Annotated in this window: 12 protein-coding genes; 8 read left to right on the top strand and 4 right to left on the bottom strand. The window is 71.5% G+C overall.

Annotated features, from left to right (window positions below; translation table 11 throughout):
• The first annotated feature begins 115 nt into the window (after window positions 1-115).
• The 3 genes from groES (at window position 116) to KBX63_RS22930 (ending at window position 3940) form a co-directional block, all read left to right on the top strand.
• Window positions 116-430, top strand: coding sequence for a co-chaperone GroES (gene groES, locus KBX63_RS22940; protein ID WP_084757526.1), 315 nt, complete (start codon window positions 116-118; stop codon window positions 428-430).
• Between the two features lie 70 nt (window positions 431-500).
• Window positions 501-2141 carry a chaperonin GroEL gene (gene groL / locus KBX63_RS22935; protein WP_210913910.1) on the top strand — a complete coding sequence of 547 codons (1641 nt, stop codon included), beginning with the start codon at window positions 501-503 and terminating at the stop codon, window positions 2139-2141.
• A gap of 122 nt (window positions 2142-2263) precedes the next feature.
• Window positions 2264-3940 carry a molybdopterin-dependent oxidoreductase gene (locus KBX63_RS22930; protein ID WP_210913891.1) on the top strand — a complete coding sequence of 559 codons (1677 nt, stop codon included), beginning with the start codon at window positions 2264-2266 and terminating at the stop codon, window positions 3938-3940.
• A gap of 84 nt (window positions 3941-4024) precedes the next feature.
• Here the strand turns inward: KBX63_RS22930 and KBX63_RS22925 are convergent, their stop codons facing one another.
• Entirely contained in the window at window positions 4025-4408 is a 384-nt protein-coding gene (locus KBX63_RS22925) for a WhiB family transcriptional regulator (RefSeq protein ID WP_210913871.1), read from the bottom strand.
• 252 nt (window positions 4409-4660) lie between these two features.
• Between KBX63_RS22925 and KBX63_RS22920 the strand changes: the two genes are divergently transcribed.
• On the top strand, window positions 4661-5473 hold the full coding sequence (locus KBX63_RS22920; protein WP_210913859.1) for a LuxR family transcriptional regulator: 813 nt from the start codon (window positions 4661-4663) through the stop codon (window positions 5471-5473).
• A gap of 137 nt (window positions 5474-5610) precedes the next feature.
• Here KBX63_RS22920 and KBX63_RS22915 read toward each other — a convergent pair whose 3' ends face one another.
• Window positions 5611-6033, bottom strand: coding sequence for a DUF5319 domain-containing protein (locus KBX63_RS22915; RefSeq protein WP_210913858.1), 423 nt, complete (start codon window positions 6031-6033; stop codon window positions 5611-5613).
• Between the two features lie 187 nt (window positions 6034-6220).
• Here KBX63_RS22915 and guaB point away from each other — a divergent pair, with 187 nt between their 5' ends.
• Together guaB and KBX63_RS22905 are read left to right on the top strand one after the other, a co-directional pair.
• The gene (guaB, locus tag KBX63_RS22910) at window positions 6221-7783 is read left to right on the top strand and encodes an IMP dehydrogenase (protein WP_210913856.1); all 1563 of its coding nucleotides are present in this window, start codon (window positions 6221-6223) and stop codon (window positions 7781-7783) included.
• A gap of 27 nt (window positions 7784-7810) precedes the next feature.
• On the top strand, window positions 7811-8929 hold the full coding sequence (locus KBX63_RS22905) for a GuaB3 family IMP dehydrogenase-related protein (RefSeq protein WP_210913852.1): 1119 nt from the start codon (window positions 7811-7813) through the stop codon (window positions 8927-8929).
• Between the two features lie 69 nt (window positions 8930-8998).
• On the opposite strand, the gene KBX63_RS22900 is transcribed toward KBX63_RS22905, so the two are convergent.
• Both KBX63_RS22900 and KBX63_RS22895 read right to left on the bottom strand, forming a co-directional pair.
• Window positions 8999-10444: a carbohydrate-binding protein gene (locus tag KBX63_RS22900; protein ID WP_210913851.1), complete on the bottom strand. Its 1446-nt coding sequence runs from the start codon at window positions 10442-10444 to the stop codon at window positions 8999-9001.
• 118 nt (window positions 10445-10562) lie between these two features.
• Entirely contained in the window at window positions 10563-11678 is a 1116-nt protein-coding gene (locus KBX63_RS22895; RefSeq protein ID WP_210913850.1) for a sugar phosphate isomerase/epimerase, read from the bottom strand.
• A gap of 394 nt (window positions 11679-12072) precedes the next feature.
• Between KBX63_RS22895 and KBX63_RS22890 the strand changes: the two genes are divergently transcribed.
• The gene (locus tag KBX63_RS22890; protein ID WP_210913849.1) at window positions 12073-13494 is read left to right on the top strand and encodes a M1 family metallopeptidase; all 1422 of its coding nucleotides are present in this window, start codon (window positions 12073-12075) and stop codon (window positions 13492-13494) included.
• 109 nt (window positions 13495-13603) lie between these two features.
• Entirely contained in the window at window positions 13604-15061 is a 1458-nt protein-coding gene (locus KBX63_RS22885) for a M1 family metallopeptidase (RefSeq protein WP_210914183.1), read from the top strand.
• Window positions 15062-15208: the final 147 nt, after the last annotated feature.

The following is a 15208-nucleotide window of genomic DNA, read 5'->3' as shown; positions in this document are numbered from 1 at the left end:
GTGCGAAACGCCAGGCGGACCGGCACCCGCGACGACGGTCCCGCCCGGTGGCATGTGGCAGATTGACGCTGGTCGGCCCCGCCGGCCGGCAACGAAACCAGTACCCCAGGAGGGTATGCCCGTGACTACCGCGACCAAGGTTGCGATCAAGCCGCTCGAGGACCGGATCGTGGTCCAGGCGAACGAGGCTGAGACCACCACGGCGTCGGGCATCGTGATCCCCGACACCGCCAAGGAGAAGCCGCAGGAGGGCACCGTCCTCGCTGTCGGCCCGGGCCGGATCGACGACAACGGCAACCGTGTGCCGCTCGACGTCAAGGTCGGCGACACCGTTCTCTACTCGAAGTACGGCGGCACCGAGGTCAAGTACGCCGGCGAGGAGTACCTGGTGCTCTCCGCCCGCGACGTCCTCGCGGTCATCGAGAAGTAAGCAACCGATCAGTGCCATTGCCCCGGTCCGGCTCGCCGGGCCGGGGCAGTGGCACTTCGAAGGGACATTCATGGCGAAGATCCTGAGCTTCTCGGACGACGCCCGGCACCTGCTGGAGCACGGTGTCAACGCCCTCGCGGACGCGGTCAAGGTCACCCTCGGCCCGCGCGGGCGCAACGTCGTCCTGGACAAGAAATTCGGTGCGCCGACGATCACCAACGATGGTGTGACCATCGCCAAGGAGATCGAGCTCACCAACCCCTACGAGAACCTCGGCGCGCAGCTGGTCAAGGAGGTGGCGACCAAGACCAACGACGTCGCCGGCGACGGGACCACCACCGCGACCGTGCTGGCCCAGGCGATGGTCCGCGAGGGCCTGCGCAACGTGACCGCCGGGACCAACCCGGCCGGGCTCAAGCGGGGCATCGACGCGGCGGCCACCAAGATCTCTGAGGCGCTGCTCGGTCGGGCCGCGGAGGTCACCGGCAAGGAGTCGATCGCGAACGTGGCGACGATCTCCGCGCAGGACTCCACCATCGGCGAGCTGATCGCCGAGGCGATGGAGCGGGTCGGCCGCGACGGCGTCATCACCGTCGAGGAGGGCTCCGCGCTCACCACCGAGCTGGACGTGACCGAGGGTCTCCAGTTCGACAAGGGCTTCATCTCGCCGAACTTCGTCACCGACCTGGAGGGTCAGGAGTCCGTCCTCGAGGACGCGTACATCCTGGTCACCACCCAGAAGATCTCGGCGATCGAGGAGCTGCTGCCGCTGCTGGAGAAGGTCCTGCAGAACAGCAAGCCCCTGCTGATCATCGCCGAGGACGTGGACGGTCAGGCGCTCTCCACGCTGGTGGTCAACTCGCTGCGCAAGACCCTCAAGGTCTGCGCGGTGAAGGCCCCGGGCTTCGGCGATCGGCGCAAGGCGATGCTCCAGGACATCGCGATCTCCACGGGCGCCGAGCTGGTCGCCCCGGAGCTGGGCTACAAGCTCGACCAGGTCGGCCTGGAGGTGCTCGGCACCGCCCGGCGCGTGGTGGTCGACAAGGAGAACACCACGATCGTCGACGGTGGCGGCCAGAAGGCCGACGTCGCCGACCGGGTGGCCCAGATCCGCAAGGAGATCGAGGCCTCCGACTCCGACTGGGACCGGGAGAAGCTGGCCGAGCGGCTGGCGAAGCTCTCCGGCGGCATCGCCGTGATCAAGGTGGGCGCGGCGACCGAGGTCGAGATGAAGGAGCGCAAGCACCGCATCGAGGACGCCATCGCGGCGACCAAGGCCGCGGTCGAGGAGGGCACCGTGCCCGGCGGCGGCGCCGCCCTGGTGCAGATCCTCCCGGTGCTCGACGACGACCTGGGCTTCACCGGTGACGAGAAGGTCGGCGTCTCGATCGTGCGCAAGGCGCTGGTCGAGCCGCTGCGCTGGATCGCGCAGAACGCCGGTCACGACGGCTACGTCGTGACCCAGAAGGTCGCCGGCATGGAGTGGGGCAACGGCCTCGACGCGGCCGCGGGCGAGTACGTCGACCTCGTCAAGGCCGGCATCATCGACCCGGTGAAGGTGACCCGCAACGCGGTCACCAACGCCGCGTCGATCGCCGGCCTGCTGCTCACCACGGAGAGCCTCGTGGTGGAGAAGCCGGAGCAGGCCGAGCCGGCCGCCGCCGGTGGGCACGGCCACGGTCACGGCCACCAGCACGGCCCGGGCTTCTGATCCGGTAGCGGTACGTCCCGGGGCACACCGTCGTACGGCGGTGTGCCCCGGTCCGTTCCCAGATCATTACCGGACGCTGACATGGTTGGCGACCCGGCGAGTTGATCGCGCACACTGGGCCGATGAGCACCACGTCGCGGCGGTACGCCGCGCTGGCCGGAGTCACCGCAGCTGCCATCGCGATCGGGATCGCGGAACCGGTGGCGGTTCTGACCGGGCCCCGGTCGGCGCCGCTGGTCGCGGTCGGCGGGGTGGTCGTCGACGCCGTCCCCGAGTCGCTGAAGCAGCTCGCCATCGACATCTTCGGCACCGCCGACAAGATCGCCCTGCTGGTCGGCACCGCGCTGCTGCTGGCCGCGTTCGCCGCGCTGCTCGGGATGTTGGCGGCACGCCGGTTGGCCCTCGGCCTGGCCGGGATCGCGGCGTTCGCCGCCGTCGGTGTGGCCGCCGCGCTGACCCGTTCCGGCGCGGACGCCGCCGACGCGTTGCCGTCGCTGGCCGGCGGCGGTCTCGGAGCCCTGGTGCTCTGGCTGTTCATCGCCGGTCCGCTGGAGCTGGACCCCTGGCCCTGGTCCTCGCCGACGCCGACCGCGCCCCGCGCGGGGGCACCGCAGGCGCCGGTGTCGCCGGCCGGCCCGATGACGTCCGACGACCGGCCGGTGCCGGTCACCCCTGCCGCGCCGCCGGAGCCGGCCGTGCCGAGCGGGCGGGCGCCGGGCGAGGGGGTCGATCCGGAGTCACGACGGCGGTTCCTCACCGGTGCCGGAGTGCTGCTCGGCACGGCCACGGTGGCCGGTCTCGGCGGGCGCTGGCTGGCCGGCCGGCGCGGGGTGTCCGCCGCCCGGGAGGCGATCCGCCTGCCCGCGCCGGTCGCCCCCGCACCGGCCCTGCCGGCCGGCGCGGACCTCTCGATGGCCCAGCTCGCGCCGTACGTCACCCCGAACTTCGGGTTCTACCGGATCGACACCGCGCTGGTGGTGCCGCAGGTCGACCCGGCGACCTGGCGGCTGCGGATCCACGGGCGGGTCCGTACCGAGCGCACCTACAGCTACGCCGACCTGCTGGCCCGGCCGCTGGTCGAGCGGTACATCACGCTGGCCTGCGTCTCCAACGAGGTGGGCGGAGACCTGATCGGCAACGCCCGCTGGCTCGGCGTACCCCTGCGTGAGCTGCTGGACGAGGTCGAGCCGGAGGAGGACGCCGACCAGGTCGTCGGCCGGTCGGTCGACGGCTGGACGTGTGGCACCCCAACCGCCGTGCTGCGCGACGGGCGGGACGCGCTGCTGGCGATCGGCATGAACGGCGAGCCGCTACCGGTCGAGCACGGCTTCCCGGTCCGGGTGGTGGTGCCCGGCCTCTACGGCTACGTGTCCGCCTGCAAGTGGGTGACCGAGCTGGAGCTGACCCGGTTCGCCGACTTCGACGCGTACTGGGTGCCGCGGGGCTGGTCCGCCCAGGGGCCGATCAAGACCCAGTCGCGGATCGACGCGCCCCGGGCGCGCAACCGGCTGACCACCGGCCCGGTCACCGTGGCCGGCGTCGCGTGGGCGCAGCACCGGGGCATCCGCCGGGTCGAGGTACGCGTCGACGGCGGGCCCTGGCAGGAGGCGGAACTGGCCCCGACGGTGTCGGTGGACACCTGGGTCCAGTGGTCGTGGCGCTGGGACGCCACGCCGGGCGAGCACCGGCTCCAGGTCCGGGCGACCGACGAGACCGGCGAGACCCAGACCGAGCGCACCCAGGGCGTCGTCCCGGACGGGGCCACCGGCTGGCACACGGTCACCGTCAACGTCCGCTGACCGCGGTCCCGCACCCCGGTTGGCTACGCGTGAACCGCGCCCCCGGTCGGGGGCGCGGTTCACGGTATGTCGGGGTGTGGCTGGTCAGGCGACGTTGCGCTGGGCTGGCACGGTCGACTTGTGCGGGCGGCCCAGCCGGGCCTCCAGGCGGGCCACGTCGACCCGGGCCTGCCGGCGGTCCGCCAGGTCCTCCCAGCCGACGGCGAGCAGGCGCAGCCGCTCCGACTCGCTGAAGCCGCCCCACACGCCGTACGGCTCGCGGACCGACAGCGCGTGCGCGGCGCACTCGGCGCGGACCGGGCAGGTGCGGCAGACGGTCTTGGCGGCGGACTCCCGACGCAGTCGGGAGGAGCCCCGCTCGCCGTCGGGGTGGAAGAACTGAGCGCTGTCCCGCCCTCGGCAGGCACCGAGCCGCTGCCAGTCCCAGAGATCGACGATGGGTCCGGGCAGTCTACGTACGTTCGACATCAGCACCCCTCCTCCCGCGCGGCACCGCGAGATCCTTGTGGCCGGCTTCCGGGCGGCGGGCCGCGCAGGCGCACCGTTCCCGGCCTGGACTTCTCGGTACCCGGACTGTCCCCGACTCACACGTCTGTGATCGAGAACGCGCCGGAAGTTGCGGCTTTTGCCCTATCTGTCGGAAAAGTTCGGAGGATTGCCGGGAACCCCCTCCCCAGCCGACCCCGTCATGGTCTGCTCGTTGGCGGAGAGGAGATCACAGTGCGTACCGTTCTTGTGTGCGTTCGGACACCACTCGCGGCCCAGCACCTGACTTCGGCCGCAGCGCGGCTGGGGTTGTCCGCGATCGTTCGTACCGCCGTCTCCGATCCCGAGGTGATGCTGCGACTGGCCGAGCGGCCGGCCGACGTGGTGCTCGCCGACACGGCCCTCACCCGGCCCGACAGCGCGGGCTTCGTCCGCCGGGTCCTGGCCCGCGCGCCGCAGGCCGCGGTGGTGCTGCTCGGCGCCGAGGAGTCCGAGGCGGCGGCGGCCACCATCAGCGCCGGCGCCCGGGGCCTCATCCAGAATGCCGACCACGACCTGACCAGCGCCGTGGCCAAGGCCCTGCTGCTGCTCACCGCGCCCGGCCGGGCCTCCCGGCAACGGGTCACCGACCCGGCCCGGGACACCGCGGCGGTCGGCGGGCGTTCCGCGCCGTCGCTGCGCGGCTCGGGCGAGCCCAACTGGGGCGCCGTGCCCGGCGAGGGGCCGGCGGGTGTGCCGTCGGTGCCCGTGCAGCGGGGCGAGGACGAGGTCGAGTCGGCAACCGGTGAGCCGGAAGCAGAGCAGACCGACCCGCCCCGACCCGCCCCGAGTGCCCGGCCCGCCCGGGCGTCGATCGGGCTCACCGAGCGGGAGCTCCAGGTGCTGCTGGGGATGGCCGAGGGCAAGAGCAACGCGGAGATCGGCCGGGAGCTGTTCGTCTCGGAGGACACCGTCAAGACCCACGCCCGTCGGCTGTTCCGCAAGCTCGGCGCTCGGGACCGGGCACACGCGGTGGCCGCCGGGTTCCGCGCTGGTCTGGTCGCCTGATCCCGGCCCGCTCGCACCCGCCCCGCTGATCGTGCTCGACCCAGGATGTGGTGGCTTCCCGGAACAGGGAGGCCACCACATCGTCGTTGCAGCACGATCCTGCCGGCCGGAACGCGGGGCCGGGCGGGCGGACCGGGTCAGTCGGCGGCGGCGGTGGGGGTGCCCGGTTCGTCCTCGGTGCCCTCGGTCAGGGTGTCGTGCACCCCGTCGGCGTACCCGCGGGCGTAGTCCCAGGTCACGTAGTGGTCCGGGTCCGGGTCGTAGGCCGGCTCGTGCACCCGGGGCCGGCCCGAGTTGAGCAGGTGTCGCAGGTTGCCCCGGAGCAGGTCCCAGTCGAAGTAGTGCGGCTCCCGGCAGTCCTCGCACTCGATCACCAGCCCCCGGACCCCGATGGGTGCCAGCAGCGCCTGGTAGATCTCCAGGTCGGCGAGGTCCTCCAGCACATCCTGCCGCTCGACGTCGGTCAGTGGATCCGGCGTCGCGTCGTCGCCCGGGTCGTCCAGCCCCGCGGTCGGATCGGCCGGGTCGCCGTTGAACGGGTCGATGGGCTCGTCGTGCACCCCCTCACCGTAGACCCAAGACGGCGGGAGCGTCCGCCCCCCCGGCTCCGCGACGGGCCGGCCCGCCACCGGAGGAGTCGCCCAGCTCACTGGGTACGATGGGACGACGCGCCGGCACCGTGGCGCGTTCCGGTGCCCGCCCGCGCCACCTCGCTGAAGCCCATCCGAGCAGCTCAGGGGAGCAATCGTGGAGAATTCGCCCAGCACCGACCTTCCGGCCGGCGCCGAGCACGCCGAGCTGGGCGGCCACCTGCCCGAGATGCCCGCGGGCTCGGCCCGGGTGGTTCCGCTCGGGCTCACCTTCGACGACGTGCTGCTGCAGCCGGGCGAGTCGGACGTGGTTCCCAGCCGGGTCAACACCCGTACCCGGCTCACCCGCCGGATCGAACTGACCATCCCGCTGCTCTCCAGCGCCATGGACACCGTCACCGAGGCGCGGATGGCGATCGCCATGGCCCGCCAGGGCGGCATCGGCGTGCTGCACCGCAACCTCTCCCTGGAGGACCAGGCCCTCCAGGTCGACCTGGTCAAGCGCTCCGAGTCCGGGATGATCACCAACCCGGTGACCGCCAGCCCGAACGACATCCTGCGCGAGGTCGACGAGCTCTGCGGGCGGTACCGGATCTCCGGCGTGCCGGTGGTGGACGGCGACGGCCAGCTCGTCGGCATCGTCACCAACCGCGACATGCGCTTCGTCTCCGAGCCGGACACCCCGGTGCACGAGATCATGACCCGGCCCCCGCTGGTCACCGCGCGGGTCGGGGTGAGCAAGGACGAGGCGCTGGAGCTGCTGCGCAAGCACAAGGTCGAGAAGCTGCCGATCGTCGACGACTCGGGCCGGCTGCGCGGGCTGATCACCGTCAAGGACTTCACCAAGAGCGAGCAGTACCCGAACGCCACCAAGGACGAGGCGGGCCGGCTGCGGGTGGCCGCCGCCGTGGGGGTCGGCGAGGACGCGTACAAGCGGGCCCGCACCCTGGTCGACGCGGGCGTGGACGTGCTGATCGTGGACACCGCGCACGGCCACCAGCGGGCCGTGCTGGACATGGTCCGCCAGCTCAAGAAGGACGTCGGCATCGACATCGTGGGCGGCAACGTGGCCACGTACGCCGGCGCGAAGGCGCTGGTCGACGCGGGCGCGGACGGCATCAAGGTCGGTGTGGGTCCGGGCGCGATCTGCACCACCCGGATCGTCGCCGGGGTCGGCGTCCCGCAGATCACCGCGATCATGGAGGCGGCCCGGGCCGCCCGCCCGGCCGGCGTGCCGGTGATCGGCGACGGCGGCATCCAATACTCCGGCGACATCGCCAAGGCGCTGGTGGCCGGTGCCGACACGGTGATGCTCGGCAGCCTGCTGGCCGGCTGCGAGGAGAGCCCCGGCGAGCTGATCTTCATCAACGGCAAGCAGTACAAGGCGTACCGCGGGATGGGCTCGCTCGGCGCGATGCAGTCCCGGGGGCAGGCCAAGTCGTACTCGAAGGACCGGTACTTCCAGCAGGACGTGCTCGCCGAGGACAAGCTGGTCCCCGAGGGCGTCGAGGGTCAGGTGCCCTACCGGGGCCCCCTGTCCGCCGTCGCCCACCAGCTCACCGGCGGGCTGCGGGCCGCGATGGGGTACGTCGGCGCGGAGAGCATCCCCGAGCTGCACCGGCGTGGCCAGCTGATCCGGATCACGGCGGCCGGGCTCAAGGAGAGCCACCCGCACGACATCCAGATGACCGTCGAGGCGCCCAACTACCACTCCCGCTGACCATCCCCCAACAACCTGGAGTCCCCCATGCGTGACGTGGTCGAGATCGGGCTGGGCAAGACCGCGCAGCGCGGCTACCACCTGGACGACATCGCCATCGTGCCGAGCCGCCGGACCAGGGACGTCGACGACGTCTCGACCGCCTGGCAGCTGGACGCGTACCCGTTCGGCATCCCGTGCGTCGGGCACCCCTCCGACGCCACGATGAGCCCCGCGTCGGTCGTCCGGCTCGGTCAGCTCGGCGGCCTCGGCGTGCTCAACGTCGAGGGGCTGTGGACCCGCTACGAGAACCCGACCAAGGTGCTGGAGGAGTTGGCCGGCCTCGACGAGGACGCCCGCGCCACCAAGCGGCTCCAGGAGGTGTACGCCGAGCCGATCCGCCCCGACCTGATCGCCGAGCGGGTCCGTGAGCTGCGGGCCGGTGGCGGCACGGTGGCGGTGCGGGTCTCCCCGCAGCACACCCTGGCGCTGGCCCCGGTGATCCTGGACGCCGGGGTGGACATCCTGGTCATCCAGGGCACCATCGTCTCGGCCGAGCACGTGTCGACCACCGACGAGCCGCTGAACCTCAAGGAGTTCATCGCCGACCTCGACCTGCCGGTGATCGTCGGCGGCTGCACCGACTACAAGACCGCGCTGCACCTGATGCGTACCGGCGCGGCCGGCGTGATCGTGGGCATCGGCGGCGACGAGTGGTCGACCACCGAGTCGGTGCTGGGCATCCGCGTGCCGATGGCCACCGCGATCGCCGACGCCGCGGCGGCCCGCCGGGACTACCTCGACGAGACCGGCGGCCGGTACGTGCACCTGATCGCCGACGGCGACATCCAGACCTCGGGCGACATCGCCAAGGCGCTCGGCTGCGGCGCGGACGCGGTGATGCTCGGCGAGCCGCTGTCGCTCTGCGACGAGGCGCCCGCCGGTGGTGCCTGGTGGCACTCGGCGGCCAGCCACCCGTCGCTGCCCCGGGGCGCCTTCGAGGTCTCCGGTGAGCCGATCGGCTCGATGGAGCAGCTCCTCTTCGGTCCGGCCGACGAGGCCGACGGCCAGCTCAACCTGTTCGGCGGGCTGCGCCGGGCGATGGCCAAGTGCGGTTACCGCGACCTCAAGGAGTTCCAGAAGGTCGGCCTGGTCCTCGACCGCTGACCCGTTCCCCGTACGCCGGAAGGCCGGCCCCGCGACGATGCGGGGCCGGCCTCCGTCGTACCGGGGGCGTCAGCCCTCGGTGAACTCGACCCAGTTGAGGTTGCCCAGGCTGCTGGTCGGTCCGCCGGGTACGGCGGTGTAGACCAGGTAGAGCCGGTGCGCTCCGGCCGGCTGGTCCATCGGCACCGTGGTGCTGGTGAAGGCCGAGTTGCCGGTGGTCGCGTTCAGCGTCGCCGTGGCGACGACCGGGCCGGTCGTCGAGTCGAGCCGCAGCTCCACCTGAGCACGGGGGGTGCCGGCGGTGGCGGCCGAACCGCCGGAGTGCCGCAGCGTCACGGTGGAGACACCGCCCAGGTTGATCGGGTCGAAGGCGATGTGGTCGCCCGGGTCGATCCCGCTGACGTGCTGACCGCCGCCGGTGTCGCCGGTGGTCGCCACCTCCACACCCTGCTTGACCTGGGCGTTCTCGGCCTGCTGGCGAGGGGTCTGGATGATCGCCTGGCCGACCGTGGTGAGTGCGGCCTGGCCGCCGCCGCCGAGGTCCGTGTACGAGGCGCTGATTCCGCCGTACAGGTAGCCGCCGGCGTGGTCACCGCCGTCGGCCGGGGTGGCGAGGGTGCCGGTGCAGCCGGTGGTGGAGCTGTCCGGGTGGCCGTGGCTGTCGTGGCCGAGGACGAAGGTGACGGTCACCCGCGAGCAGTCCACCGGCCCGTCCTCCGGGTCGGTCACCGTGACGGTGAACGGCACGGTCTCGCCCCAGGTGAAGAAGCTGCCGGACACCGGGGAGGTGACGGTCACCGTGGGCGCGGTGTTGCCGACCACGATCTCCTTGGTGAGGACCGCGGTCCTACCGCTGGAGTCGGTCACCGTCAGCTTCGCGGTGTACGTCCCGTTCGCGGTGTAGGTGAACGACGGGTTCGGGTCGGCCGAGTCGACCGTGCCGTCGCTGGTGAAGTCCCAGGCGTACGAGATGGACTCGCCCGGGTCCGGGTCGTAACTGCCGGCCGAGGAGAACCGCACGGTCAGCGGCGCGGTCCCCGACGTCGGAGTGGCGTCGAGCTTCGCCACCGGCGACCGCTTGCCCTTGACGTACCGGATCACCGACAGCTGCGCGTCCGGGTTGGCCCGGAAGAAGCCGTCGCCGTACTCCAGCAGGTAGAGCGAGCCGTCCGGACCGAACTCCATGTCCATCGGGTTGTCGAAGACGACGCCCGGGAGGAACTGCTCGACCCCGGTCAGGGAGCCCCGGCCGTCGGTACGCATCATGAAGATCTTGTCCCGGGTGAACTCACCGAACACCACCGCGTTCTGGTAGTACTCGGGGAACTTCACCTCGGAGGTCGACGCCGGGTCGTACGAGTAGATCGGACCGCCCATCGGGCCGACACCGCCGGTGCCGATCACCGGCCACTTGAAGTCACAGCCGACCGGCGGGTTCTCCAGGTACGACCCGGCGCACGGGGTGCGTCCGTCGAAGGTGTACCAGAACTGCGGCTGCTCGACCTTCGGCAGCACCCGCAGGCCGGTGTTGCGCGGCGAGTCGTTGACCGGGGCGCCGCAGTTGAACGGGGCGCCGGAGGTCCGGCGGAGTGGGGCGCGGCCGGCGTCGGACGGATGCCGGCCGCGCCGGGGATCACTTCTTGAGGTAGATAGTCAGGTCGGACATGTTGCGGTAGCTGGACGCCGCGAAGTCGAGCGACTGACTCTTGTTCTCGGTGCCGCCGGGAGCGGTGTCCATCTCCCAGTTGGCGTGGTGGAAGTTCTGCTCGCCGATGGTCTGGAAGAACTGCTGGAAGTTGATGTCGCCGTCGCCCAGCGGGGTCATCTGGTAGCCGTTGGGCACGCCGGTGTCGCGGTCGCCGTCCTTGGCGTGGAAGAGCGGGAACCGGGTGGTCCGGTCGGCCACGGTGAGGATCGGGTCGAACAGGTCGGTCACCTCCTGGCCGGCCGGGTTGACGTACTTCTGGTGCTTGTGGCGGGCCACGTAGGCCCAGTAGATGTCGAGCTCGAAGAAGACGTAGCCCGGGTCGGTGATCTCGAAGAAGTACTCCAGTCGCCGGATGCCGGAGGATCGGGTCTGCCGACCCTGCGCGTCGCGCGGGCCACGGTCGATCAGGAAGCTGTACGCGGCGTCGTGGTTGTGCGTGTAGAGCCGCATGCCCCGGGCCCGGGCCTGCCGGCCCAACTCGTTCCAGATGTCCGCGGCGGCGTCCCACTCGGCCTTGTACGCGCTGTTGGTGGGGTCGCTGCCGGTGCCGATGTTCTTCATGCCGAGTTCCTCGGCGATGTCCAACTGCTGTTGGAAGGTGGCCGTCTGGATCGAGGCGTGGGTGCCGTTGGCGACCAGGCCGTTGTCGTCGAGGATCTTGCGGATCTCGGTCGGGGTGATCTGCCGGCCGAGGATCTCGGTGCTCTGGGTGTAGCCGGCGAACTCGATCTCCTTGTAGCCGATCTCCGCGAGCCGGGCGAGGACGCGCTCGAAGCCGTACGGCACTCCGCTGTCGTCGGGCGCGGCGGTGATCCGGTCCCGGACGCTGTAGAGGATGATGCCGCGGTTCTTCGCCGGGATCAGTGGTTCGACCCGCAGCTTGCTCTTGTTCTTCGGATCGGCGAGCGCGGGGGTGCCGGTCGCGAGGACCGGCAGGCCGGCTGCGCCGAGCGCGGCGGCCGCGCCGGCGGACGCGGCGAGCAGTGACCGGCGGCTGAGCCGGCCGGCGGAGGGGGCGTCGGATGCGGTGTGGTCTGGCATTGTTCCACCTTTCGCGACGGCGGTTTGCCGTCGATGACGATCAGCAGAGGTACGACGAGGGTCCGGTCGCGGGCGCCGCCGAGCGCCCGTTCCGCGTCCCCGGCGGGGGCCGGGCGTGTGCGGTGCCGCGCAGTCGAAGGGGCCGGTCCACGCCGCCGCCACGGCGTGTGGAGTCGGGAGAAAGCCCGCCTCCGGCAGCGGTCGGCTTGAATGTTCCGACGCGTTACATCTTGGAGACAGACACTAACGTCGGTCGAAGCCAAAAGAAAGTATCGATCGAAGCCAACTTTTGTCTGTTTCGACGAAAGTGACTGATGATCGTCGATACGCGCGTCGCGTCGGGCGGCGCTGGCTACGCTCGTCGTGACCCGGGAGGCCGACAGGAGGAGTGTGCATGGTCCTGACCGGACGGACGCCCGCCCGCCACCGGCTTGCCGCCGCCCTCACCGCGCTGACCTGTGCGATCGCGGTGGCCGCAGCCGGCTGCACCCGCGACGACGACGGGTTCCGGCCCGGTGCCGCCGACGCCGGAGACCCGTACGTCCCAGGAAGCGGCAACGGCGGCTACGACGTCACGCACTACGGCCTGGGCGTCCGCTACGACCCGGCGACCGACCGGCTGACCGGCCGGGCCACCATCACGGCGACGGCCACCCAGGACCTGTCCCGGTTCAACCTGGACCTGGCCGGGCTCGACGTCGGCGCGGTCACCGTCGCCGACGCGCCGGCCGAGCACCGCCGCGACGACGGCGAGCTGGTGGTGACACCGCACGACGGGCTGCCGCGCGGCCGGCCGTTCACGGTGACGGTGGAGTACGCGGGCGTGCCCACCGCCATCGCCGACGGGGAACTGGGCAGCGGCGGTTTCCTGCACACCCCCGACGGAGCGGTCGCGCTGGGCCAGCCGGACTCCGCCGCCACCTGGTTCCCGGTCAACGACCACCCGTCCGACAAGGCCAGCTACGACCTCGCGGTGACCGTCCCGGACGGCCTGTCCGCGCTGAGCAACGGGGTGCCCGGGCCGAAGAGCAGCGCCGACGGCTGGACCACCTGGCGCTGGTCGGAGCGCACCCCGATGGCCAGCTACCTGACCACGCTGGTCATCGGCAACTACCGGGTCGTGAGCGGCAGTCACGCCGGCCGGCCGATGGTCACCGCGGTGGCGGCGAGCATGCCGGCGACCGGTGGCGCGGCCGGCTCGCTGGCCCGTACCGGTGCGATCGTCGACTTCCTGGCCAGCCGCTTCGGCCCGTACCCGTTCGACTCGTACGGCGGGATCGTGGTCGCCGACGACCGGATCGGCTACGCGCTGGAGACCCAGTCCCGACCGGTCTACGGGCCGGCCTTCTTCGCCGACGACCGGCCCAACCTCGGCGTTGTCGCACACGAGCTGGCCCACCAGTGGTTCGGCGACAGCGTGTCGCTCAGCAGATGGGGCGACATCTGGCTCAACGAGGGCTTCGCCAGCTACGCCGAGTGGCTGTGGGAGGAGCACGACGGCGGCCGCACCGCGCAGCGCAACTTCGAGCTCCAGTACGCGGCGACCGACTGGTCGCAGCCGTCGGTCGAGCCGGGCCGGGAGCGGATGTTCGGCACCGCCGTCTACAAGCGCGGCGCGCTCACCGTGCACGCGCTGCGCCGAACCGTCGGCGACGACACCTTCTTCCGCATCCTGCGCACCTGGACCGCCGAGCGGGCGGGGGGCAACGCCACCACCTCCGACTTCGTGGCGCTGGCCGAGCGGGTGGCGGATCGGCAGCTACGCCCGCTCTTCGACGCCTGGTTGGTGGGCGGTGCCGCACCCACCCTGCCGTGACGGGGCCGCGATGATCGGTCGATAGGCTGCCGCCTGCGATCGGCGGGCGGACGCCGTTCGCGTGGAGCGGCGCAGGCCGCCTCCGCCGCCGTAAGGGGGAGGGCTCGTGATGTGGGTGACGCGGCACAGGCTGCGGGTGGGTGCCGGTCTGCTGGTGACCGGGGCGCTCGCACTGTCCGGATGCGACTCGACCGCACCGGAGGCGGCGCCGTCAGCGAGCGTTTCTCCGACGCCGTCGCGGACGTTCAAGCCCGGCGCGGCCGGGGTCGGTGACGCCTACTTCCCCACCTACGGCAACGGCGGCTACGACGTCGGCCGGTACACCGTCAAGGTGCGGTACGACCCGGCGGAGGACCAGCTGGCCGGCACGGCCACGGTGCAGGCCACCGCGACTGCCGACCTGTCGACGTTCAACCTCGACCTGGCCGGCCTGACCGTCAGGACGGTCACCGTGGACGGCGCCCCGGCAACCCACACCCGGCAGAAGAACGAGCTGGTGATCAAGCCGGCCGCCGGCCTGATCACGGGCAACGGCTTCGTCGCCGAGATCGGGTACGAGGGGAAACCGAAGCCGTTGAAGAACGAGGTGCTCGGTGACGGCGGGTTCCTGCACACCTCCGACGGCGCCATCGCACTGGGCCAGCCCGAGTCGGCGAGCACCTGGTTCCCGGTCAACGACCACCCGTCCGACAAGGCGGCCTACGACTTCGAGATCACGGTCCCGGACGGTGTGACCGCCGTCAGCAACGGCGTACCGGGTGGCAGGACGAGCAAGGACGGCTGGACCACCTGGAAGTGGTCGGAGAAGTCGCCGATGGCCAGCTACCTGAGCACGCTGGTCATCGGCAAGTTCCGGATCACCACCGGTGAGCACAAGGGACGGCCGGTGTACAGCGCGGTCACCACGAAGGTGGCCAAGGGCGCGGCGGACGCGTCGATCGCGAAGACCGTCAAGGTGGCCGACTACCTGGAGAGCGTGTTCGGGCCGTACCCGTTCGACGCGTACGGCGGTGTGGTGGTCTCCGACAGCCGGATCAGCTACGCGCTGGAGACGCAGAGCCGCCCGGTCTACTCCGCCGGCTTCTTCCGTCAGGGCGAGAACACCGAGGTGGTCGCGCACGAGCTGGCCCACCAGTGGTTCGGCGACAGCGTGGCGCTGGCCAGGTGGGAGGACATCTGGCTCAACGAGGGCTTCGCCACGTACGCGGAGTGGCTCTGGGCCGAGCACACCAAGGAGTACACCGCCGAGCAGGCGTTCGACATCCGGTACGCCCGGGTGCCGGCACAGGTGTGGAGGACGCCGCCGGGCAAGCCCGAGGTGAAGGGGCTGTTCAGCGAGTCGGTCTACCAGCGCGGCGGGATGACCCTGCACGCGCTGCGGGTGGCCGTCGGCGACAAGGCGTTCTTCGAGATCATCAAGACCTGGGCGGCCGAGAAGCGCAACGGCACCGCCACCACCGCCGAGTTCGTGGCCCTAGCCGAGCGCGTCTCCGGTAAGCAACTGGACGAGGTCTTCGACACCTGGCTCTACGGCACGAAGAAGCCCCCCACCCCCAAACCCCTCTAACCCCAGTGTTCCCACCTCCCCGAAGGCCCCCCTCCCCGCGCCCACCACCATCCTCGTCGATCTAGGGCATATAACCGTGAGTTGATCTCCCACAGCAGCGATATCCCCTAGATCGACGGGGGCGGGGGCGGGCGGCGGCGGGGGGTG

The sequence above is a fragment of the Micromonospora sp. U21 genome (assembly GCF_018070045.1).
Lineage (GTDB): Bacteria > Actinomycetota > Actinomycetes > Mycobacteriales > Micromonosporaceae > Micromonospora.
This window is presented reverse-complemented; position numbering and strand designations above follow the sequence as displayed.